General features: G+C 50.7%; 20 protein-coding genes, 5 tRNA genes, 3 rRNA genes and 2 pseudogenes. 24 read left to right on the forward strand and 6 right to left on the reverse strand.

Annotated features, from left to right (window positions below; translation table 11 throughout):
* Positions 1 to 5: 5 nt before the first annotated feature.
* The 3 genes and pseudogenes from ACQGXV_RS16615 to ACQGXV_RS16625 all read right to left on the reverse strand — a co-directional run bounded on the left by ACQGXV_RS16615 (position 6) and on the right by ACQGXV_RS16625 (position 1,848).
* Complete coding sequence (locus ACQGXV_RS16615) at positions 6 to 485, reverse strand: transposase family protein (RefSeq protein WP_440866967.1); 480 nt, start codon at positions 483 to 485, stop codon at positions 6 to 8.
* 3 nt (positions 486 to 488) lie between these two features.
* A pseudogene (locus tag ACQGXV_RS16620) lies at positions 489 to 1,609 on the reverse strand (IS256 family transposase).
* Positions 1,610 to 1,659: 50 nt separating this feature from the next.
* On the reverse strand, positions 1,660 to 1,848 hold the full coding sequence (locus ACQGXV_RS16625; RefSeq protein WP_440866968.1) for a hypothetical protein: 189 nt from the start codon (positions 1,846 to 1,848) through the stop codon (positions 1,660 to 1,662).
* 35 nt (positions 1,849 to 1,883) lie between these two features.
* Between ACQGXV_RS16625 and dprA the strand changes: the two are divergent.
* From dprA to ACQGXV_RS16655, 6 genes and pseudogenes are all read left to right on the forward strand, one after another.
* Positions 1,884 to 2,877, forward strand: a pseudogene (dprA, locus tag ACQGXV_RS16630) (DNA-processing protein DprA).
* Complete coding sequence (locus ACQGXV_RS16635; RefSeq protein ID WP_440866969.1) at positions 2,849 to 3,322, forward strand: DUF494 family protein; 474 nt, start codon at positions 2,849 to 2,851, stop codon at positions 3,320 to 3,322. The pseudogene dprA and the gene ACQGXV_RS16635 overlap by 29 nt, the downstream one beginning before the upstream one ends.
* A gap of 21 nt (positions 3,323 to 3,343) precedes the next feature.
* Positions 3,344 to 3,901 carry a topoisomerase DNA-binding C4 zinc finger domain-containing protein gene (locus ACQGXV_RS16640; RefSeq protein WP_440866970.1) on the forward strand — a complete coding sequence of 186 codons (558 nt, stop codon included), beginning with the start codon at positions 3,344 to 3,346 and terminating at the stop codon, positions 3,899 to 3,901.
* Positions 3,894 to 4,463 (forward strand): L-threonylcarbamoyladenylate synthase type 1 TsaC, encoded by a 570-nt coding sequence (tsaC, locus tag ACQGXV_RS16645; protein ID WP_440866971.1) that lies wholly within the window; start codon positions 3,894 to 3,896, stop codon positions 4,461 to 4,463. Before ACQGXV_RS16640 ends, tsaC begins: the two co-directional genes overlap by 8 nt.
* 15 nt (positions 4,464 to 4,478) lie before the next feature.
* A complete protein-coding gene (aroE, locus tag ACQGXV_RS16650; RefSeq protein WP_440867463.1) occupies positions 4,479 to 5,306 on the forward strand; it encodes a shikimate dehydrogenase in 828 nt (275 codons plus the stop codon).
* Positions 5,303 to 5,560 (forward strand): DUF1488 domain-containing protein, encoded by a 258-nt coding sequence (locus tag ACQGXV_RS16655; RefSeq protein WP_440866972.1) that lies wholly within the window; start codon positions 5,303 to 5,305, stop codon positions 5,558 to 5,560. Before aroE ends, ACQGXV_RS16655 begins: the two co-directional genes overlap by 4 nt.
* Here ACQGXV_RS16655 and ACQGXV_RS16660 read toward each other — a convergent pair.
* Complete coding sequence (locus ACQGXV_RS16660) at positions 5,545 to 6,093, reverse strand: gamma carbonic anhydrase family protein (RefSeq protein WP_440866973.1); 549 nt, start codon at positions 6,091 to 6,093, stop codon at positions 5,545 to 5,547. The genes ACQGXV_RS16655 and ACQGXV_RS16660 overlap by 16 nt on opposite strands.
* Positions 6,094 to 6,601: 508 nt before the next feature.
* Here ACQGXV_RS16660 and ACQGXV_RS16665 point away from each other — a divergent pair.
* The 6 genes from ACQGXV_RS16665 to birA all read left to right on the forward strand — a co-directional run bounded on the left by ACQGXV_RS16665 (position 6,602) and on the right by birA (position 13,956).
* Positions 6,602 to 8,143, forward strand: a 16S ribosomal RNA gene (locus ACQGXV_RS16665).
* Positions 8,144 to 8,282: 139 nt separating this feature from the next.
* Positions 8,283 to 8,358: transfer RNA gene (locus ACQGXV_RS16670), tRNA-Glu, on the forward strand.
* Between the two features lie 197 nt (positions 8,359 to 8,555).
* Positions 8,556 to 11,463 (forward strand): 23S ribosomal RNA (locus ACQGXV_RS16675).
* Positions 11,464 to 11,577: 114 nt separating this feature from the next.
* Positions 11,578 to 11,693: ribosomal RNA gene (gene rrf / locus ACQGXV_RS16680) — 5S ribosomal RNA — on the forward strand.
* Together the 16S, 23S and 5S rRNA genes with 1 tRNA gene alongside form the textbook arrangement of a ribosomal RNA operon.
* A 269-nt stretch (positions 11,694 to 11,962) precedes the next feature.
* Positions 11,963 to 13,000, forward strand: coding sequence for a UDP-N-acetylmuramate dehydrogenase (gene murB, locus ACQGXV_RS16685; protein ID WP_440866974.1), 1,038 nt, complete (start codon positions 11,963 to 11,965; stop codon positions 12,998 to 13,000).
* Complete coding sequence (gene birA, locus ACQGXV_RS16690) at positions 12,997 to 13,956, forward strand: bifunctional biotin--[acetyl-CoA-carboxylase] ligase/biotin operon repressor BirA (RefSeq protein WP_440866975.1); 960 nt, start codon at positions 12,997 to 12,999, stop codon at positions 13,954 to 13,956. Before murB ends, birA begins: the two co-directional genes overlap by 4 nt.
* A 39-nt stretch (positions 13,957 to 13,995) precedes the next feature.
* Here the strand turns inward: birA and coaA are convergent, their stop codons facing one another.
* On the reverse strand, positions 13,996 to 14,946 hold the full coding sequence (coaA, locus tag ACQGXV_RS16695; RefSeq protein WP_440866976.1) for a type I pantothenate kinase: 951 nt from the start codon (positions 14,944 to 14,946) through the stop codon (positions 13,996 to 13,998).
* Between the two features lie 200 nt (positions 14,947 to 15,146).
* Positions 15,147 to 15,695, reverse strand: coding sequence for a GNAT family N-acetyltransferase (locus tag ACQGXV_RS16700; RefSeq protein WP_440866977.1), 549 nt, complete (start codon positions 15,693 to 15,695; stop codon positions 15,147 to 15,149).
* A 121-nt stretch (positions 15,696 to 15,816) separates the two neighbouring features.
* Here ACQGXV_RS16700 and ACQGXV_RS16705 point away from each other — a divergent pair, with 121 nt between their 5' ends.
* The 12 genes from ACQGXV_RS16705 to rplA all read left to right on the forward strand — a co-directional run bounded on the left by ACQGXV_RS16705 (position 15,817) and on the right by rplA (position 21,144).
* Complete coding sequence (locus ACQGXV_RS16705) at positions 15,817 to 16,182, forward strand: IS630 transposase-related protein (protein WP_440866978.1); 366 nt, start codon at positions 15,817 to 15,819, stop codon at positions 16,180 to 16,182.
* Entirely contained in the window at positions 16,106 to 16,639 is a 534-nt protein-coding gene (locus ACQGXV_RS16710) for an IS630 family transposase (protein ID WP_440862665.1), read from the forward strand. Before ACQGXV_RS16705 ends, ACQGXV_RS16710 begins: the two co-directional genes overlap by 77 nt.
* Positions 16,600 to 16,839, forward strand: a complete 240-nt coding sequence (locus tag ACQGXV_RS16715) for a hypothetical protein (RefSeq protein ID WP_440866979.1) — start codon at positions 16,600 to 16,602, stop codon at positions 16,837 to 16,839. Before ACQGXV_RS16710 ends, ACQGXV_RS16715 begins: the two co-directional genes overlap by 40 nt.
* Before the next feature lie 101 nt (positions 16,840 to 16,940).
* Positions 16,941 to 17,016, forward strand: a tRNA-Thr gene (locus tag ACQGXV_RS16720).
* Between the two features lie 15 nt (positions 17,017 to 17,031).
* A tRNA-Tyr gene (locus ACQGXV_RS16725) sits at positions 17,032 to 17,116 on the forward strand.
* Positions 17,117 to 17,221: 105 nt separating this feature from the next.
* Positions 17,222 to 17,296 (forward strand) — tRNA-Gly (locus ACQGXV_RS16730).
* A gap of 6 nt (positions 17,297 to 17,302) precedes the next feature.
* Positions 17,303 to 17,378 (forward strand) — tRNA-Thr (locus ACQGXV_RS16735).
* 104 nt (positions 17,379 to 17,482) lie between these two features.
* Entirely contained in the window at positions 17,483 to 18,667 is a 1,185-nt protein-coding gene (gene tuf / locus ACQGXV_RS16740; RefSeq protein ID WP_440866980.1) for an elongation factor Tu, read from the forward strand.
* A gap of 249 nt (positions 18,668 to 18,916) precedes the next feature.
* The gene (gene secE, locus ACQGXV_RS16745) at positions 18,917 to 19,300 is read left to right on the forward strand and encodes a preprotein translocase subunit SecE (protein ID WP_222158936.1); all 384 of its coding nucleotides are present in this window, start codon (positions 18,917 to 18,919) and stop codon (positions 19,298 to 19,300) included.
* A 1-nt stretch (position 19,301) separates the two neighbouring features.
* Positions 19,302 to 19,847 (forward strand): transcription termination/antitermination protein NusG, encoded by a 546-nt coding sequence (nusG, locus tag ACQGXV_RS16750; RefSeq protein WP_440866981.1) that lies wholly within the window; start codon positions 19,302 to 19,304, stop codon positions 19,845 to 19,847.
* 160 nt (positions 19,848 to 20,007) lie between these two features.
* Complete coding sequence (gene rplK / locus ACQGXV_RS16755; protein ID WP_264626659.1) at positions 20,008 to 20,436, forward strand: 50S ribosomal protein L11; 429 nt, start codon at positions 20,008 to 20,010, stop codon at positions 20,434 to 20,436.
* 3 nt (positions 20,437 to 20,439) lie between these two features.
* Positions 20,440 to 21,144 (forward strand): 50S ribosomal protein L1, encoded by a 705-nt coding sequence (gene rplA / locus ACQGXV_RS16760; RefSeq protein WP_440866982.1) that lies wholly within the window; start codon positions 20,440 to 20,442, stop codon positions 21,142 to 21,144.
* The last annotated feature ends 295 nt before the right edge of the window (positions 21,145 to 21,439 follow it).

Genomic DNA, 21,439 nt, shown 5'->3' on the forward strand with positions numbered 1-21,439 from the left:
CTGATTTATTCAACAAAGCCAGTTCCTTTTTTTGGGATTTGTGTATTAGGATGCTGTTTATCTATACCTTGAAAACCGGTATCTGCCCAGATGGTTACCTCAGGAGGAATATGGCGAATTATATCGACTTTATCGAGTAAGCGTTTATCGTGACGGCGCCCATTTTTGCTCATGGGGATAAATCCAATTTGCCTTGTTTCGTCAGTCATAATAAGCCCTTTTCGAGTGGTCTGTCTTTTCTTTCCCGAATACATTTTTTTTCGCCGACGCAGATTCTTAGGCTTTTGGACAGGTCGCTCTGTCCCATCAATAAAGACGTCTTTAACTCCAGGAAAGGCGCGAAAAAATTCCTCAGCAGAGCGAATTTGACGAGCGGGCAAAACACATTCTCGCCCCAAGGTCATCTCTAAAACCGGCAATAATATTTTTACCCAGCGACATACCCATACACGAGTCTGTAAAGAATTTTGTGTAAATGGCTCCATTGCTTAACCGGAGATTCGTTCTCCATACATCAACATGAATTGGCTCATAGCAGGTTTCCAGTCTCTGATTGGCAAGGTCCATTTAGCAGAGATATTATGCAAGGCTAGATAGAGTAATTTTATCACCGAGTCATCCGTTGGAAATATTCGTCGCGTTTTCGTTATCTTGCGCAATGAAGCATTTAACGACTCTATCGCGTTGGTGGTGTAGATAACCTTGCGGATCTCCGGCGGAAAGTCAAAAATGACGATGAGACGTTCCCAATTATTTCTCCACGACGGGCTGATCGTCGGGAACTGCTCATCCCATTTGGCCGCGAAGGCATCCAGGGCCTCTTCAGCGCCCTCTAGCGTTGCGGAACTATAGATGGTGCGCAGGTCAGCAGCAACGGCCTTACGCTCTTTCCAGCCGACGTAGCGCAGCGAGTTCCGCACCTGATGCACAATGCAGAGCTGTACCCGCGTATGCGGGTAAACAGCTTCAATGGCATCAGGAAAGCCTTTCAGGCCATCGCAGCAGGCGACGAATATGTCCTTTAGCCCACGATTTTTCAGTTCTGTCATCACAGATAACCAGAACTTGGCCCCCGCAGTTTTGGCTATCCATAGCCCCAGCAGCCAAGGTAAACAATGGGATAAAGCGCATCCAGCGGCCGTTGCTGCCAGCGCTTAACTTCATCCATCACAGCATTGGTCACTTGAGAAATGAAGCCAGCGGAAACATCGACCCCGTAGACTTCTTTAAAGTGTGCCTGAATATCACGGGTTGATAACCCTCTGGAATAGAGAGAAGTAATGCGGTCATCGAAGCCGTTAAGCTGTTTTTCGTTCTTACCGATCAGTGTCGGCTCGAAGGTACTGTTGCGGTCGCGCGGAATATCGAGCTCGATCTCCCCATTTTGGCTACGTACGCTCTTGGATGTCTTGCCATTGCGGGAGTTGCCTGAATGATTACCTGCCGGGTCATGCTTAGCATACCCAAGGTGCATCTCCATCTCAGCTTGAAGAACCCGTTCCGCCAGTCTTTTAGTCAGCACCTTGAGTAGGCCTGATTCACCCAGCAGATCCTGAGGGGAGTGACAATCTTGAAGCAGTTGGTCAATAAGTTCGTTGCTGATAGGCATTTTGTTATCCTTTGAAGGTTTTCCTCAAAATGCCATTTACACAGATTATTTTACAGTCTCGGGATAAATTCTTTCTGCCCTGCACCCATCTGCCGCTCGTGATCTTTTCGATTCTTTTTCCGATAAATCAAATAACAAGCTGAAAATTCAGCGGCTAAATTTTTCAATTCTTCGACTGATAATCCAATGATTGCTTTACATAAACGATTATCTCGTAACAACCGCTCTTTGTTGATCATTTCAAACCTTTATTCTCTAAGTTAAACTTCTTTTTATTCTCAATAGCCTGACAAAAAATGCAAGTCTCTATTCAGCAACTAGTTTACTGTCTGCGCTGGCCTTGTCGGAAGAGCAGATCGCGCAATTTCTCACGCAGGATGAAAGGGAGTATGAAGCGGTATTACGCTGGCTGGAGAAACCGGCTCACCATCTACTTACGTACGCCGATTCGCGTTATCCCCCCTTATTGCGTCAGATCCACGCTTCGCCTCGGGCACTGTTTGTGCGTGGTAACCCTCAGCTTCTCTGTGCCCCTCAACTTGCTATGGTCGGCAGCCATCACCCTTCTGCGTATGGCGCGCAGTGGGGACACTATTTTGCGCAGGAACTGGCGTTGAATGGTTTTGTTATCACCAGCGGCTTAGCTTTGGGGGTCGATGGCGTGGCGCATCAGGCGGCGCTGGATGCAGGAGGCAAAAGCGTGGCGGTGCTAGGCAACGGATTACAGCAGATGTATCCCCGTCGCCATCGTGCGCTGGCAGAACGGTTGGTGGAGCAAGGGGGAGTGCTTGTCTCCGAATTTCTCCTGAATGAGCCCCCGAGAGCAATCAATTTTCCTCGGCGTAATCGCATCATCAGCGGGATGAGCCTTGGTGTGCTGATTGTCGAGGCTTCCCTGCGTAGCGGTTCTTTAGTCACGGCGCGCTGTGCATTGGAGCAGAATCGCGATCTCTTCGCGCTACCGGGCGCGTTGGATAACCCCATGACACAAGGTACGCACTGGCTTATCATGGCTGCCCCTTAGTGAAAATGAAACTATTTCTGCTCAGGACGCCGATGTGGAATTGCCATTTGCCGACTTGTTGGCTAACGTAGGAGATGAGGTTACACCTGTTGATGTTGTCGCTGAACGTGCGGGCCAACCTGTGCCAGAGGTAGTAGGTAAGTTGCTGGATCTGGAGTTAGCAGGATGGATAGAAGCAGTACCCGGCGGCTATGTCCGATTGAGGAGGGCTGGCCATGTTCGACGTACTCATGTACTTGTTTGAAACTTACATCCACAACGAAACGGAACTACGCGTTGATCAGGATGCGTTAACTGATGACCTCATGCGGGCGGGGTTCGATCGTGCTGATATCTACAGCGCATTGAACTGGCTGGAGCGCCTGGCGGATTTGCAGGAAGGCAAAGAAGTGCCCTTTGCTTTCGCAAACGATCCCCATGCACTGCGCATCTATACGCAGGAAGAGGAGCAGCGCTTCGACACCGAGTGCCGGGGCTTTTTGTTGTTCCTGGAGCAAATTAACGTGTTGAATCTTGAAACGCGTGAAATGGTGATCGATCGCGTGATGGCGCTGGATACCTTATCGTTCGATCTGGACGATCTTAAATGGGTGATCCTCATGGTGTTGTTCAATCTACCCGGATGTGAAAACGCCTACCAGCAAATGGAAGATCTGCTGTTTGAAGCAGATGAGGAGTATTTGCATTAAACCGATAAGTCAGCATAAACCATGGTAATCCCTGCGCTTATAGCAGATAAAAAGGCGGAGTGCTGCCCTGAGTGCGGCGCGCCGCTGGTGATTCGCTCCAGCCGCCGCGGTCCCTTTTTGGGCTGCTCACGCTACCCGGAGTGTGAATTTGTTCGTCCGCTGAAAGCCAATGCAGATGGTCATATTGTGAAGGAGCTGTCTGGGCAACACTGTCCCCACTGTCAGGGGACGCTGGTGTTGCGGCAGGGGCGTTATGGCATGTTTATTGGCTGTAGCAACTATCCGGCGTGTGACCATACCGAGGTCATCGAACGCCCGGATGAAACCGCACTAACCTGTCCACAATGTGGCAAAGGCAAGCTGCTGCAACGTAAATCGCGCTTTGGCAAAGTGTTCCACGCCTGTGAGCGTTACCCGGAGTGCCAATTTGCACTCAACCATAAACCGGTGGCGGGGACGTGCCCAACCTGCCACTATCCGCTATTGTTCGAAAAGAAAACGGCTCAGGGCGTCAAACGTTTTTGCGCCAGTAAAGCCTGTGGAAAGCCGGTAACGGCAGAAGTTGATACCAATGAGTAATGCAGTGAATGAACAACCGGTTTCTGTCATTCAGGAACTGATAAAGCAGAATGTCATCGCCTATCCTACCGAAGCGGTTTTCGGCCTGGGGTGCGATCCTGACAGCGAAGCCGCAGTGCTGCAACTGCTGGCCTTGAAACAACGGCCTGTCGAAAAGGGGCTTATCCTGATCGCGGCTGATTATCAACAGCTCACCCCCTATATTGATGACAGCCAGCTCAGCGCTGAGCAGAAGGCGGTGATGTTTGCCTCCTTGCCCGGACCGGTAACGTGGGTGATGCCTGCCAGACCGAGTACGCCACGCTGGTTGACCGGGCAATTCTCATCGTTGGCGGTGCGCGTCAGTGCGCATCCTCTTGTACGTGAACTCTGCCTGGCGTTTGGCAAGCCCATCGTTTCAACCAGCGCCAATCTGACCGGGTTGCCGCCGTGCCGTACTGCACAAGAGGTTCTGACCCAGTTTGGTGAGACTTTTCCTGTTCTGCACGGAGAAACATCCGGGCGGCAGAATCCGTCTGAAATTCGGGATGTCTTGACGGGCAACCTGATACGACAAGGTTAACAAGTGGAGATAACGGTGTCTGAAGTAACGTCATTCGCGGTTTTTGGTCATCCTATTGCGCACAGCAAATCGACGCAGATACATGCGCTGTTTTCTGAGCAAACCGGGATCCCTTTGACGTATGAACGCCTGTTGGCACCGCTGGACCGTTTTGAACAAACGCTGCGTGATTTTTTTCACGCAGGGGCGCTGGGGGCGAATATCACCATGCCTTTCAAGGAGCGTGCCTATCAGGAAGTCGATGAACTGAGCCAACGCGCCTCGTTAGCAGGAGCGGTCAATACCGTGAAGCGGCTCGAAGACGGTCGGCTGCTGGGGGATAATACCGACGGTATTGGGCTGCTGAGTGATTTGCAGCGTCTTGCGCTAGTGACCCCGCAGGATCGGGTGCTGTTGATCGGTGCGGGCGGTGCCAGCCGTGGCGTTATTCAGCCACTATTGAGCCATGGGTGTTCGCTGGTGGTGACCAATCGGACGTTTGCCAAGGCAGAAGCGCTCGCGACACTGTTTCAGCCAGTGGTGCCGATTGACGCGTTGCCGCTGGATGGACTGGAAGGCGAAAACTTCGATCTGATCATCAACGCCACCTCGTCAGGGATCGCTGGCGATATTCCCGATCTGCCTGCTTCATTGATCACGGCCTCTACGCGCTGTTATGACATGTTCTATCAGGCCAACCTGACGCCGTTTTTGCGGTGGTGCCAGCAGCAGGGGGCATCACAGTTGGCGGATGGTTTTGGTATGTTGATCAATCAGGCAGCACATGCGTTTTTCCTCTGGCATGGCGTGATGCCAGAGACCACCCCGGTGATCGAACAGATGAAAAAAGCGCTTAACGTATGAACCAGGCGATCCAGTTTCCCGATCGCGAAGCATGGAGCGAAAAGGATCGTATGATCTATTTCCCTGTGCTGATCGGCGGTTTTCAGCGTCAATGCCGTATCAGTGCCGCGCAGCTTCAGGCGCGTTTTGGCGCAACCGATGCGGATAGTTGGCTGGCGTTGTTAAGAGAGCACCGTTGGGATATCGAAGATCTTTTCGAAGCGCGGGTGCTCAATGAACAGGATGAAAGTAAAGGTTATTACTCGCTGTCCTGAGCTAGATAGTCGTTCTTCCAGGTGGCGTAGTTATTGGCGGAGTAGCGTAGCCCCTCGATCTCTTCTGCGGTCAGCGGACGGATTTGTTTCACAGGACTGCCAAGATAGAGATAACCACTCTGCAAGCGCTTACCGGGCGGTACCAGGCTGCCCGCGCCAATCATTACATCATCTTCTACGATAGCGCCATCAAGCAGGATCGATCCCATACCGACCAATACGCGGTTGCCAATGGTGCAGCCGTGTAGCATGGCCTTGTGGCCTACGGTGACCTCTTCACCAATGATCAACGGATTACCCTGTGGATTGCTCGCTGAGCGGTGGGTGACATGCAATACGCTGCCATCCTGAATATTGGTGCGTGCGCCGATATGGATTTCATGTACGTCGCCACGGATCGTGACTAATGGCCAGATGCTAACATCATCGCCAAGCGTCGTATTGCCGATCACAACGCTGGATGGATCGATCATCACGTTTTTCCCGACAGTAGGGAACGCATCCTTATAAGAACGCAATGCGTGGGAGCCCATATTTACCTCTCAATACATTCGAAAAGAGTAACTTACCCTAATTATGGCCTTGCTGCTGCCAGAAGCAGCAAAGGTTGGTTGAAAATAGCGCGGGTTGAGCAGGATCTCAACGATGGGGGTAAAAAACGCGCGAACGGAAAAAAAGATCCAAAAAAGGGGTTGTGTAAATTATTCGGATCCCTATAATGCGCCTCCGTTGACACGACACGAAGCGATTCAAAGCGAGGTAAGCAAGAGAAAAACGATTCACTTTCAAATGAAAATAATCGTTGACTCTGAAAGAGGAAAGCGTAGTATACGCCACCTCGCGACAGCAGGCTGTAAGCCGCGTCGCAACGCTCTTTAACAATTAATCAGACAATCTGTGTGGGCACTCACAGGACTTTATCGTAAAGCCTACAGGCTTAAAAAATAAAAGTCTTGAAGAGTGAACAACAGTTAATTCATTACGAACTAACAGTAATAATTCTTTGAGCATCGCTTCTCTTGCAGAAGCAAATCAAACTTTAAATTGAAGAGTTTGATCATGGCTCAGATTGAACGCTGGCGGCAGGCCTAACACATGCAAGTCGAGCGGTAGCACAGGAGAGCTTGCTCTCTGGGTGACGAGCGGCGGACGGGTGAGTAATGTCTGGGAAACTGCCTGATGGAGGGGGATAACTACTGGAAACGGTAGCTAATACCGCGTAACGTCGCAAGACCAAAGTGGGGGACCTTCGGGCCTCACGCCATCAGATGTGCCCAGATGGGATTAGCTAGTAGGTGGGGTAATGGCTCACCTAGGCGACGATCCCTAGCTGGTCTGAGAGGATGACCAGCCACACTGGAACTGAGACACGGTCCAGACTCCTACGGGAGGCAGCAGTGGGGAATATTGCACAATGGGCGCAAGCCTGATGCAGCCATGCCGCGTGTGTGAAGAAGGCCTTCGGGTTGTAAAGCACTTTCAGCGAGGAGGAAGGCAGTAAGGTTAATAACCTTGCTGATTGACGTTACTCGCAGAAGAAGCACCGGCTAACTCCGTGCCAGCAGCCGCGGTAATACGGAGGGTGCAAGCGTTAATCGGAATGACTGGGCGTAAAGCGCACGCAGGCGGTTTGTTAAGTTGGATGTGAAATCCCCGGGCTTAACCTGGGAACTGCATTCAAAACTGGCAAGCTAGAGTCTCGTAGAGGGGGGTAGAATTCCAGGTGTAGCGGTGAAATGCGTAGAGATCTGGAGGAATACCGGTGGCGAAGGCGGCCCCCTGGACGAAGACTGACGCTCAGGTGCGAAAGCGTGGGGAGCAAACAGGATTAGATACCCTGGTAGTCCACGCTGTAAACGATGTCGATTTGGAGGTTGTGCCCTTGAGGCGTGGCTTCCGGAGCTAACGCGTTAAATCGACCGCCTGGGGAGTACGGCCGCAAGGTTAAAACTCAAATGAATTGACGGGGGCCCGCACAAGCGGTGGAGCATGTGGTTTAATTCGATGCAACGCGAAGAACCTTACCTACTCTTGACATCCAGAGAACTTGGCAGAGATGCCTTGGTGCCTTCGGGAACTCTGAGACAGGTGCTGCATGGCTGTCGTCAGCTCGTGTTGTGAAATGTTGGGTTAAGTCCCGCAACGAGCGCAACCCTTATCCTTTGTTGCCAGCGATTCGGTCGGGAACTCAAAGGAGACTGCCAGTGATAAACTGGAGGAAGGTGGGGATGACGTCAAGTCATCATGGCCCTTACGAGTAGGGCTACACACGTGCTACAATGGCGTATACAAAGAGAAGCGACCTCGCGAGAGCAAGCGGACCTCATAAAGTACGTCGTAGTCCGGATTGGAGTCTGCAACTCGACTCCATGAAGTCGGAATCGCTAGTAATCGTAGATCAGAATGCTACGGTGAATACGTTCCCGGGCCTTGTACACACCGCCCGTCACACCATGGGAGTGGGTTGCAAAAGAAGTAGGTAGCTTAACCTTCGGGAGGGCGCTTACCACTTTGTGATTCATGACTGGGGTGAAGTCGTAACAAGGTAACCGTAGGGGAACCTGCGGTTGGATCACCTCCTTACCTAATGATACTGATTCTGCGAAGTGTTCACACAGATTGTCTGATGAAAATGCTGAGCAAAAAGCACCTGTTGATGAATGAGTCTCTGACTCATGCTGATACGAACCGATTAGAGCTGTTATGTTAATCGGGTTTTCGTGTCCCCATCATCTAGAGGCCTAGGACACTGCCCTTTCACGGCTGTAACAGGGGTTCGAATCCCCTTGGGGACGCCATACCGATAATGAGTGAAAGACATTATCACCGGTTCTGCGGAACCGACAATAACGTAAAGATGACTTACGAGTCGTGCTTACGTTATTTGCTCTTTAACAATCTAGAACAAGCTGAAAATTAAAACGAGCAATATTGGCTCACTACCAATATTGTGATTCTCTCAAGCTTTCACACCCGAAACATTTTCGGGTTGTGAGGTTAAGTGAATAAGCGTACACGGTGGATGCCTAGGCAGTCAGAGGCGATGAAGGGCGTGCTAATCTGCGAAAAGCGTCGGTAAGCTGATATGAAGCGTTACAACCGACGATACCCGAATGGGGAAACCCAGTGCAATTCGTTGCACTATCATGTCATGAATACATAGTGGCATGAGGCGAACCGGGGGAACTGAAACATCTCAGTACCCCGAGGAAAAGAAATCAACCGAGATTCCCCCAGTAGCGGCGAGCGAACGGGGAAAAGCCCAGAGTCTGAATCAGCTTGTGTGTCAGTGGAAGCGTCTGGAAAGTCGCACAGTAAAGGGTGATAGTCCCGTACACGAAGATGCACAGGTTGTGAGCTCGATAAGTAGGGCGGGACACGTGACATCCTGTCTGAATATGGGGGGCCCATCCTCCAAGGCTAAATACTCCTGACTGACCGATAGTGAACCAGTACCGTGAGGGAAAGGCGAAAAGAACCCCGGCGAGGGGAGTGAAATAGAACCTGAAACCGTGTACGTACAAGCAGTGGGAGCACTCTTTATGGGTGTGACTGCGTACCTTTTGTATAATGGGTCAGCGACTTATATTCTGTAGCAAGGTTAACCGTATAGGGGAGCCGTAGGGAAACCGAGTCTTAACTGGGCGTTAAGTTGCAGGGTATAGACCCGAAACCCGGTGATCTAGCCATGGGCAGGTTGAAGGTTGGGTAACACTAACTGGAGGACCGAACCGACTAATGTTGAAAAATTAGCGGATGACTTGTGGCTGGGGGTGAAAGGCCAATCAAACCGGGAGATAGCTGGTTCTCCCCGAAAGCTATTTAGGTAGCGCCTCGTGAATTCATCTTCGGGGGTAGAGCACTGTTTCGGCTAGGGGGTCATCCCGACTTACCAACCCGATGCAAACTACAAATACCGAAGAATGTTATCACGGGAGACACACGGCGGGTGCTAACGTTCGTCGTGAAGAGGGAAACAACCCAGACCGCCAGCTAAGGTCCCAAAGTCATGGTTAAGTGGGAAACGATGTGGGAAGGCATAGACAGCCAGGATGTTGGCTTAGAAGCAGCCATCATTTAAAGAAAGCGTAATAGCTCACTGGTCGAGTCGGCCTGCGCGGAAGATGTAACGGGGCTAAACCATGCACCGAAGCTGCGGCAGCGACGCTTAGGCGTTGTTGGGTAGGGGAGCGTTCTGTAAGCCGTTGAAGGTGAACTGTGAGGTTTGCTGGAGGTATCAGAAGTGCGAATGCTGACATAAGTAACGATAAAGCGGGTGAAAAGCCCGCTCGCCGGAAGACCAAGGGTTCCTGTCCAACGTTAATCGGGGCAGGGTGAGTCGACCCCTAAGGCGAGGCCGAAAGGCGTAGTCGATGGGAAACAGGTTAATATTCCTGTACTTGGTGTTACTGCGAAGGGGGGACGGAGAAGGCTATGTCATCCGGGCGACGGTTGTCCCGGTTTAAGCGTGTAGGTGGGTGACTTTGGTAAATCCGGGTCGCTATTAACACTGAGGCGTGATGACGAGGTACTACGGTACTGAAGTGACAGATGCCCAGCTTCCAGGAAAAGCCTCTAAGCATCAGGTAACATTGAATCGTACCCCAAACCGACACAGGTGGTCAGGTAGAGAATACCAAGGCGCTTGAGAGAACTCGGGTGAAGGAACTAGGCAAAATGGTGCCGTAACTTCGGGAGAAGGCACGCTGTGCGAGGTGAAGAGACTTGCTCTCCGAGCTTTGCGCAGTCGCAGATACCAGCTGGCTGCAACTGTTTAATAAAAACACAGCACTGTGCAAACACGAAAGTGGACGTATACGGTGTGACGCCTGCCCGGTGCTGGAAGGTTAATTGATGGGGTTATCCGTAAGGAGAAGCTCTTGATCGAAGCCCCAGTAAACGGCGGCCGTAACTATAACGGTCCTAAGGTAGCGAAATTCCTTGTCGGGTAAGTTCCGACCTGCACGAATGGCGTAATGATGGCCAGGCTGTCTCCACCCGAGACTCAGTGAAATTGAACTCGCTGTGAAGATGCAGTGTACCCGCGGCAAGACGGAAAGACCCCGTGAACCTTTACTATAGCTTGACACTGAACCTTGAGCCTTGATGTGTAGGATAGGTGGGAGGCTTTGAAGTGTGGACGCCAGTCTGCATGGAGCCAACCTTGAAATACCACCCTTTAATGTTTGATGTTCTAACCTGGGCCCATAATCTGGGCTGGGGACAGTGTCTGGTGGGTAGTTTGACTGGGGCGGTCTCCTCCCAAAGAGTAACGGAGGAGCACGAAGGTTAGCTAATCCTGGTCGGACATCAGGAGGTTAGTGCAAAGGCATAAGCTAGCTTGACTGCGAGAGTGACGGCTCGAGCAGGTACGAAAGTAGGTCTTAGTGATCCGGTGGTTCTGAATGGAAGGGCCATCGCTCAACGGATAAAAGGTACTCCGGGGATAACAGGCTGATACCGCCCAAGAGTTCATATCGACGGCGGTGTTTGGCACCTCGATGTCGGCTCATCACATCCTGGGGCTGAAGTAGGTCCCAAGGGTATGGCTGTTCGCCATTTAAAGTGGTACGCGAGCTGGGTTTAGAACGTCGTGAGACAGTTCGGTCCCTATCTGCCGTGGGCGTTGGAGAATTGAGGGGGGTTGCTCCTAGTACGAGAGGACCGGAGTGAACGCACCACTGGTGTTCGGGTTGTCATGCCAATGGCATTGCCCGGTAGCTACGTGCGGAAGAGATAAGTGCTGAAAGCATCTAAGCACGAAACTTGCCCCGAGATGAGTTCTCCCTTGTCCCTAGAGGACGCTGAAAGGCCGTTGAAGACGACGACGTAGATAGGCTGGGTGTGTAAGTGCAGCGATGCATTGAGCTAACCAGTACTAATGACCTGTGAGGCTTAACCTTACAACGCCGAAGATGTTTTGGTGTTGGTGTAGAGAATCAGAACTCGTGAAGTTCAGCTTGTTGACAGATTGGTCTTGCTGGCTCGAAAGGGCGGGTGAGATGAAACAGAATATGCCTGGCGGCGATAGCGCGGTGGTCCCACCTGACCCCATGCCGAACTCAGAAGTGAAACGCCGTAGCGCCGATGGTAGTGTGGGGCTTCCCCATGTGAGAGTAGGGAACTGCCAGGTTTTTATATCGATTATCAGACGGTGTCTGATGATGAGAAATAGCGAAGGGGCTGTCCGAAAGGACAGCCCTTTTTGCTGTGCGTGCTTTTTGGCTATATCAGGGCATAGGATGTAATCATTTTTAAGTCGGTTGGCTATAGCGTTTTTATTATCAGGCGTGATTCGCCTTTCATTGCCCACCCTGGGATTGAAGATGCCCACGGCCCGTAGAGATTTGGCGTGCGGGATCGGGTAAACTACGGCGTATTCAATCTGGAGAGTACGTTCTGATGACGAGCCGTGTCACATCCCTTAAGCCATACCACACCTTCTTTTTGCCCGTTTATGCCGATGAGATCGTTTGCGCCGATACACCGGATTCGTTGGCCGCTTCTTGGCGTCATGCGAGTGAACAGAATACACCGGTGTTGATTGTGGGGGAGGGTAGCAATGTCCTGTTTTTGGAAGATTTTGCAGGGACCGTCATTGTTAACCGCATAAAAGGGATTGAGATTGCTGAGGATGATCTCGGATGGCATCTGCACGTCGGTGCTGGTGAGAACTGGCATCATCTGGTCGAGCACACGTTGCAACGGGGCGTGTCGGGCCTGGAAAATCTGGCGCTGATCCCTGGCTGCGTCGGCTCTGCTCCCATCCAAAATATTGGCGCTTATGGCGCCGAGTTTAAGCAGTTTTGCGCCTACGTCGATGTTTTGGATCTTACTCTTAATCAGGTAACTCGCCTCAGTGCTGCGCAGTGCCAGTTTGGTTATCGTGAAAGTATCTTCAAGCATGAATACCGCCGGGGGTTCGCCATTATTGCGGTAGGTCTGTATCTGACTAAGTCATGGATGCCTCTGTTGGGCTATGGTGATTTGGCGCAGCTCGATCCTGCAACCGCGACGCCTGATGCTATCTTTACTACGGTATGTGAGATGCGGCGTAAGAAATTACCCGATCCTGCGCTGATGGGAAATGCGGGCAGTTTTTTCAAAAACCCAGTCGTCAGTGCCGAACAGGCACAGGTTATCTTGATGCGTTACCCCACTGCACCATACTATCCGCAGCCCGATGGTACGGTTAAATTCGCTGCTGGCTGGCTTATCGACCAGTGCCAGTTAAAAGGGCACCGTATTGGTGGCGCAGCGGTTCATCAGCTGCAGGCTCTGGTGCTGGTCAACCTTGATGAGGCGACGAGTGACGATATCGTCGCGTTGGCGCGTTATGTGCGTAATAACGTTGCAGAGACATTTGCACTCTGGCTTGAGCCTGAAGTGCGCTTTATTGCTTCAAAGGGTGAAGTAAGCGCGACTGAGGTGCTGTCATGAAAGATATCCGCGTCCCGTTAACGCTCATCAAGATTCTATCCGACGGTGAGTTTTACTCAGGCGAATATCTGGGGGAACTGTTGGGAATGAGCCGCGCAGGCATTAACAAACATATTCAAACCATCAGAGAATGGGGACTGGATGTGTTTCCCGTTACAGGGAAAGGGTACAGCTTGCCTGAACCGATGCAATTGCTCGACGAGAATGTTATTCGCGCCGCACTCTCAGGCAATAATGTTTCGGTACTGCCTGTCATTGATTCAACCAACCAGTATCTGCTAGACCGGCTGGAGAACTTGCACTCTGGCGATGCCTGCGTGGCGGAATACCAGCAGGCGGGTCGCGGTCGTCGCGGTCGTCAGTGGCAATCACCGTTTGGCGCTAACCTTTACCTCTCGATGTTTTGGCGCTTGGAGCAGGGGCCTGCGGCAGCGGTGGGGGTGAGCCTGGCTATTGGTATCGTGATTGCTGAAGTTCTGCATCGCCTTGGCGCACATGATGTCAAAGTCAAATGGCCCAACGATCTCTACATGCACGATCGCAAACTGGCTGGCATTCTGGTTGAACTGATGGGGAAAACCGGAGATGCAGCGCAGTTAGTGATCGGTATTGGCATCAATTTGCGGATGCGGCCCTCCTCGGGGCAAGGCGTGACGCAGGAGTGGATCAATCTACAAGAAGCCGGGATCGATATTGATCGTGATATTTTGGCCGCTACGCTTATTACTGAATTGAGTAACGCGCTGGAAGTGTTTGAGCAAGGCGGATTGCGCTCATTCATTCCTCGCTGGCAAGCTATCGATAATTACTATAATCGGCCGGTGAAATTGATTATGGGTGAGCGCGAGATCCACGGGATTGAACGTGGAATTGATGATCAAGGCGCGCTGTTACTTGAAGAGAACGGTGAGATTAAGGCCTATATTGGTGGCGAGATATCACTGCGTGGTAAATAGCCAGTAGGGGGTGTCCCCCCCCACTGGTTGGTCATATTGCTATTTTCTCAAACGCACATAGTCAACGGCATGATTGGCGCTTTTGGTCATAATTAAGCTGGCACGCTCACGGGTGGGCAAAATATTTTGGTGCAAGTTAGGTTCATTAATATCACGCCAAATTTTGGTCGCAATCGTCACCGCTTGCTCTTCTGTTAATTTGGCATACTCGTGAAAATAAGAATTAGGATCAGAGAATGCACCCAAGCGGAATTTCAAAAAACGGTTTATATACCAGGATTTTAATAACGCTCCCGGGGCGTCAACATATATAGAAAAGTCAATAAAATCAGAAACAAAAGCGCGTGGTCGTGCGTGCGGATAATCCATCCCACTTTGCAGAACATTTAATCCTTCAAGGATAAGAATATCTGGCTGTTCCACCACTTTATTGCTATTTGGTACAATATCGTAAGTCATGTGCGAGTATATTGGTGCAGTAACTTTTTTAGCCCCTGATTTTATATCCGACACAAATTTCATCAGACTATGGATATCGTAAGATTCAGGAAACCCTTTTTTCTGCATCAGGTTTCTGTCTTTAAGCACCTGTTTAGAATGCAAAAAACCGTCTGTTGTGATCAACTCAACTCGACGATGCTCAGGCCAACGGCTTAGCAATGCCTGCAATACGCGCGCGGTCGTGCTTTTACCAACTGCGACACTGCCTGCGATGCCGATAATATAGGGAATGCGTTGCCCGTTAGTGCCGAGAAATTGCTCTAATACCGCCTGGCGTCTCAGGTTTGAGCTGATATAAAAATTAAGCAGACGTGATAACGGCAGATAGATTTCGGCAACTTCATCGAGCGACAACTCATCATTGATCCCTTTTAACCGGATAATTTCTTCTTCTGTCAGCGTTAATGGCACTGAATTGCGCAACGCAGCCCATTGACGGCGATCGAAGTGTAGGTAGGGTGTTGCCAAAGGTTGCTCGCTGTCTCTCATCTGTCCAATTTATCCTATAGACCATCCTGCCAAGAGAAGAAACTGCCCACGCGTTGCGTGAGTAGGACGTATAAGCCGCGGGTGGTCATACACGGTAATGTTGTGATTCGATTAGTAGATGTCAGGCAGGTTACACGTTGGACACGCAGAAAAGAAGACAACAGGATGATATTTCCTGACGCCATTGCGTCAGGAAACGATTAACTTGCCAGAGCCGGTGTCATCCGATTGGCGACAAACAGGCGCTTGTAGTAGATGGCGGTCGGGTGATAACTGCCATCGGGCGCACTGGCATAATCAGGGATTTCTCCCAAATAACGGTAGCCCTGCATGCGGTAAAAGGCTTCTGCCGGAGAACCTGCCTGAGTATCCAGATACAGCAAGCCGCGATTAAGCTCAAAGGCGGTGGTTTCCAACACCGACAGCAGTTTACGGCCAATACCTTGGCGACGCGCGCGGCTGTGTACCAGCAGTTTTTGTACTTCTGCCCGGCTCAAGCCATTGCTTTTCTGGCAAAGCTCAAGCTGCACGCTTCCGATAATGCCCTGGGCGTCACGGGCAATCCACAGCAAGCGGGCCCCTTCCGCCAGAGAAGTGCGTAATCCGTGAAAATAGCTGGCTGCGGTTTCGTGAGACAGAGGCATCTCATAGCCCACAGATGCGCCATGCATTACCGCATCCAGCAGCAGGTCTGCCAGTTCGGCGCGGTAAACCGGAAGGGGTGTGTCATTAAGTAAAACGATTTTCATGATGCAGTCTCCAACGAAATGAGCCCTCAGTGACCCGCTTTACCGAAGTAAAGCAAGATGCATGCCAGGCCGGATTCCTGTTGTTATAGCTAAACGACTTAATTTTGATTACATTATTTAAATGAGCTATTCAATTGATTTTAGACGTAAAGTGATATCTACACGGAAAAACGAACGGTTGAGTATCCGAGAAACAGCGAAGCAATTTCGGATTGGCCCTGCCTCTGTATCGCGTTGGATTAATCAAATAGAGTCAAAAGCATCGACCACGCGTCAGCGAAAGATCGATAAATCCGAGTTGATAAAAGATGTTGAACAATATCCAGATGCTTACCAAAAAGAACGTGCAGAGCGTTTTGGCGTTTGTCAGAAGGCCATTTGGCAAGCGCTTAAAAAGCTGGGATTGACCTATAAAAAAAACTCTACGTCATCCGAAAGCCGACGAAAACGCCCGGCAGGGATTTCAACAAAAAAAACAACAGTATGAAAAAGAAGGTAAACCTATTGTTTTTATTGATGAAAGTGGTTTTTCACACGATGCCCCACGGACTCACGGCTATTCCCCAAAAGGTCAACGGTGTTTTGGCCTGAAGAACTGGGGAGCTAGGGGAAGAACAAATGTTATCGGCGCTTTATTAGGCACAACGCTGTTTGCTATCGGATTATTTGATATCAATATTAACAGCGATGTTTTCTATGCCTGGGTCACACAAGTCCTTATCCCAGTACTCCCTAAAAACAGTGTAATCATGATGGACAATGCCACTTTTCACAAAAAACATAATATTCAACAAGTCATCATCGATGCAGGGTATATGGTGGAGTATTTGCCTACATATTCGCCAGATCTTAACCCAATTGAGCATAAATGGGCACAAGCAAAAAGCAAAAAAAGAGAGATGGGTTGCGATACAGAGAGTTTGTTCTCAGTCCATATGGTGTAATCAAAATTAAGTCGCTTGGCTATAACGCGGTTAAACACGAATTTATGGCGAAGAAGGTGCGTTCCCGTGGAGCAAAAGGTCAGTGTTGGTGCAGAATTGTGCTGAAGTCATGTCAAAAAACGGATGAACGACAGGAGGGAATGTGCGGGATTGGTCGTGAATTTGAACGTTCTTTAGGCATTTTATCGCATGATGCGTGAATTCATGCTCGTTTTTGGATAAAATATAAGCGATAGCGCATTTTAAGCAATTTTTTTGTTGCATAGGTGGCTCGCTCTACCTAGAATGCGCAGCACTTGATGCCGGCTTAGCTCAGTTGGTAGAGCAACTGACTTGTAATCAGTAGGTCGCCAGTTCGATTCCGGCAGCCGGCACCATCAAGTACACAATTAGGTGGGGTTCCCGAGCGGCCAAAGGGAGCAGACTGTAAATCTGCCGTCACAGACTTCGAAGGTTCGAATCCTTCCCCCACCACCAAATTCAAGCCATACAGTTTGTGGCTGAACCAGCGCGATGAGGCAATCACTGTGCTGGCGAAGGCGGAAGCTTTCAACAGAGAAATCAGGTTGCCGAGTTCAGGATGCGGGCATCGTATAATGGTTATTACCTCAGCCTTCCAAGCTGATGATGTGGGTTCGATTCCCACTGCCCGCTCCAATAAGTGCTGATATAGCTCAGTTGGTAGAGCGCATCCTTGGTAAGGGTGAGGTCGGCAGTTCGAATCTGCCTATCAGCACCACTTCTTTTTCATCCCTGATTTCCTTTCTGTAAAATATTCGTCAAGCGTTAGCTTGGTTAATGTGGTGCTATCACCGATTTATCCGTGTCTTAGAGGGACAGTCGATGTCTAGAGAAAAGTTTGAACGTACTAAACCGCACGTTAACGTCGGTACTATCGGCCACGTTGACCATGGTAAAACCACGCTGACCGCAGCGATCACCACCGTACTGGCTAAAACCTACGGCGGTAGCGCGCGTGCATTCGATCAGATCGATAACGCACCGGAAGAAAAAGCACGTGGTATCACCATCAACACCTCTCACGTTGAATACGACACCCCGACCCGTCACTACGCACACGTTGACTGCCCGGGACACGCCGACTACGTGAAAAACATGATCACCGGTGCTGCCCAGATGGACGGCGCGATCCTGGTAGTTGCTGCGACTGACGGCCCGATGCCGCAGACTCGTGAGCACATCCTGCTGGGTCGTCAGGTTGGCGTTCCGTACATCATCGTGTTCCTGAACAAATGTGACATGGTTGATGACGAAGAACTGCTGGAACTGGTTGAGATGGAAGTGCGTGAGCTGCTGTCTCAGTACGACTTCCCGGGTGATGACACGCCGATCGTTCGTGGTTCAGCGCTGAAAGCACTGGAAGGCGAAGCTGAGTGGGAAGCTAAAATCATCGAACTGGCTGGCTACCTGGATTCCTACATCCCAGAACCAGAGCGTGCGATTGACCGTCCGTTCCTGCTGCCTATCGAAGACGTATTCTCCATCTCCGGCCGTGGTACTGTAGTGACCGGTCGTGTAGAGCGCGGTATCGTTAAAGTCGGTGAAGAAGTTGAAATCGTTGGTATCAAAAATACGGCGAAATCGACTTGTACTGGCGTTGAAATGTTCCGCAAACTGCTGGACGAAGGCCGTGCGGGTGAGAACATTGGTGTTCTGCTGCGTGGTATCAAACGTGAAGAAATCGAACGTGGTCAGGTACTGGCTAAGCCGGGTTCCATCAAGCCGCACACCCAGTTCGAATCTGAAGTGTATATCCTGAGCAAATATGAAGGTGGCCGTCATACGCCGTTCTTCAAAGGCTACCGTCCTCAGTTCTACTTCCGTACCACTGACGTAACGGGCACCATCGAACTGCCGGAAGGCGTTGAAATGGTAATGCCGGGCGACAACATCAAAATGGTTGTTACCCTGATCCACCCGATCGCGATGGACGACGGCTTGCGTTTCGCTATCCGTGAAGGCGGCCGTACCGTTGGTGCAGGTGTTGTTGCTAAAGTTATCGCGTAATCGCCGATAAATTTGACTCAACATGCAGTAAAAGGGCATCATTTGATGCCCTTTTACTACGCTGCCCTCAGTAGAACCTATCTCATCACGGATTGTGGCGTATAATCCTGCTAATCTGTGGTGAGATAGGCTCTGTAGATTACAGCGTAAATGCCGAGTTTCGCTGCGAGCGAAACATCATGTCGGTTTGGTTTGCCCTGCATTGCGGGGCAAAGTTATTTGTCTGATTCATGAGTGACAGGTTGGTTTATGAGTGCAAATACCGAGACCCAGGGTAGTGGGCGTGGCCTGGAAGTGATCAAGTGGCTGGTTGTGGCGGCTTTACTCGTTGTTGCCATAGTGGGTAACTATTACTATCGCGGGTACAGTCTGCCGCTTCGTGCATTGGCCGTTGTTATCCTGATTGCTGCCGCAGGCGGTGTTGCACTGTTAACCGCCAAAGGCAAAGCAACGGTGACCTTTGCCCGCGAAGCGCGCACTGAAGTTCGTAAAGTGATTTGGCCAACTCGCCAGGAAACGTTGCATACCACGTTGATCGTTGCCGCGGTAACAGCCGTGATGTCACTGATTCTGTGGGGGCTGGATGGTATTCTGGTCCGTTTGATATCATTTATCACAGGCCTGAGGTTCTAAGATGTCTGAAGCTCCAAAAAAACGTTGGTACGTCGTTCAGGCGTTTTCCGGCTTTGAAGGCCGCGTTGCACAATCGCTGCGCGAGCATATCAAATTGCACAACATGGAAGAGCTGTTTGGCGACGTCATGGTGCCGACTGAAGAAGTGGTCGAGATTTGTGGCGGCCAACGCCGCAAAAGCGAACGCAAATTCTTCCCTGGCTATGTGTTGGTACAGATGGTAATGGAAGACGCCAGCTGGCACTTAGTGCGTAGTGTTCCGCGTGTGATTGGCTTTATCGGCGGTACGTCCGATCGTCCGGCACCGATCAGCGACAAAGAAGTTGACGCTATTATGAACCGTCTGCAACAGGTGGGTGATAAGCCGCGTCCGAAAACGCTGTTCGAACCGGGCGAAATGGTGCGCGTCAACGACGGCCCGTTTGCCGATTTCAACAGTGTTGTGGAAGAAGTGGACTACGAAAAAAGCCGCCTGAAAGTGTCGGTCTCCATCTTCGGACGTGCTACGCCCGTTGAGCTGGACTTCGGACAGGTGGAAAAGGGCTGATACAGCCAGCCCGGCGTTCCTAAAGAAATTCTTGTATCTGGCGCGAAATTAATCTATTATTTCGCGCCTTTTGTTTTTTTAGGTGCTATGGCATCTGAAAACAATCAAAAATCACGGGGAGCCTTTTTTAAGGCGCTATTACCCATTAGAGGAAAGTTAAATGGCCAAGAAAGTACAAGCCTACGTCAAGCTGCAAGTTGCAGCCGGTATGGCTAACCCGAGCCCGCCGGTTGGTCCTGCTCTGGGTCAGCAAGGTGTGAACATCATGGAATTCTGTAAGGCATTTAATGCTAAAACAGAAAGCCTGGAAAAAGGTCTGCCGACTCCGGTCGTTATCACCGTTTACTCCGACCGTTCTTTCACCTTCGTTACCAAAACGCCTCCGGCAGCAGTTCTGCTGAAGAAAGCGGCTGGTATCAAGTCTGGTTCTGGCAAGCCGAACAAAGACAAAGTAGGTAAAGTGACCCACGCTCAGGTTCTGGAAATTGCCCAGACCAAAGCGGCGGATATGACGGGTGCCGACGTGGACGCCATGGCGCGCTCTATCGCGGGTACTGCTCGTTCCATGGGCCTGGTAGTGGAGGACTAAGAAATGGCTAAGCTGACCAAGCGCATGCGCGTGATCCGTGAGAAAGTTGATGTTACTAAACAATATGACATCAACGAAGCTGTTGCCCTGCTCAAAGAGCTGGCCACTGCTAAGTTTGTTGAAAGCGTTGACGTTGCCGTAAACCTGGGCATCGACGCACGTAAATCTGACCAGAACGTTCGTGGCGCGACTGTACTGCCGCACGGTACTGGCCGTTCCGTTCGCGTTGCCGTATTTACCCAAGGCGCAAACGCTGAAGCTGCTAAAGCAGCTGGCGCAGAGCTGGTAGGTATGGAAGATCTGGCTGACCAGATCAAAAAAGGCGAAATGAACTTTGACGTGATTATTGCTTCTCCGGATGCAATGCGCGTTGTTGGCCAGTTGGGTCAGGTTCTGGGTCCGCGTGGCCTGATGCCGAACCCGAAAGTTGGTACTGTAACGCCGAACGTTGCTGAAGCGGTTAAAAACGCGAAAGCCGGTCAGGTTCGTTATCGTAACGACAAAAACGGCATCATCCACACCACCATCGGTAAGGTTGATTTCGACGCTGACAAACTGAAAGAAAACCTGGAGTCTCTGCTGGTTGCGCTGAAAAAAGCCAAACCTGCTCAGGCGAAAGGCGTGTACATCAAGAAAGTTAGCCTCTCCACCACCATGGGTGCTGGAGTTGCCGTTGATCAGAGTGGCCTGAACGCGGTCGCTAACTGATAGCTTTACCTGGGCGAAAGATGTACGTATAATCTTAGCCCATTGTCCTTAAATGGACAAAACAGATTTTTTCGGTTGGAGCCTGGCCTGATCCAGGCCTCCGTCCAAGACCGCAGGTGCTTCAACGTTTTCAGGTTTACCTGAAAAAAGAGATGCTTAATTTTCCTGAGTAGACGGTGACAGAGCCTAGAGAAAATTTTCTTTTACTGGATTCTGCTCACCGTGTTTTGACGCCTGTTTTCCATGTGGTTGCAGGTGAAGTGAGTTCCGGAAATGTATTCCGGCTATATCCAGG

The organism is Symbiopectobacterium purcellii (genome assembly GCF_052050035.1).
Taxonomy (GTDB): Bacteria; Pseudomonadota; Gammaproteobacteria; order Enterobacterales; family Enterobacteriaceae; genus Symbiopectobacterium; species Symbiopectobacterium purcellii_A.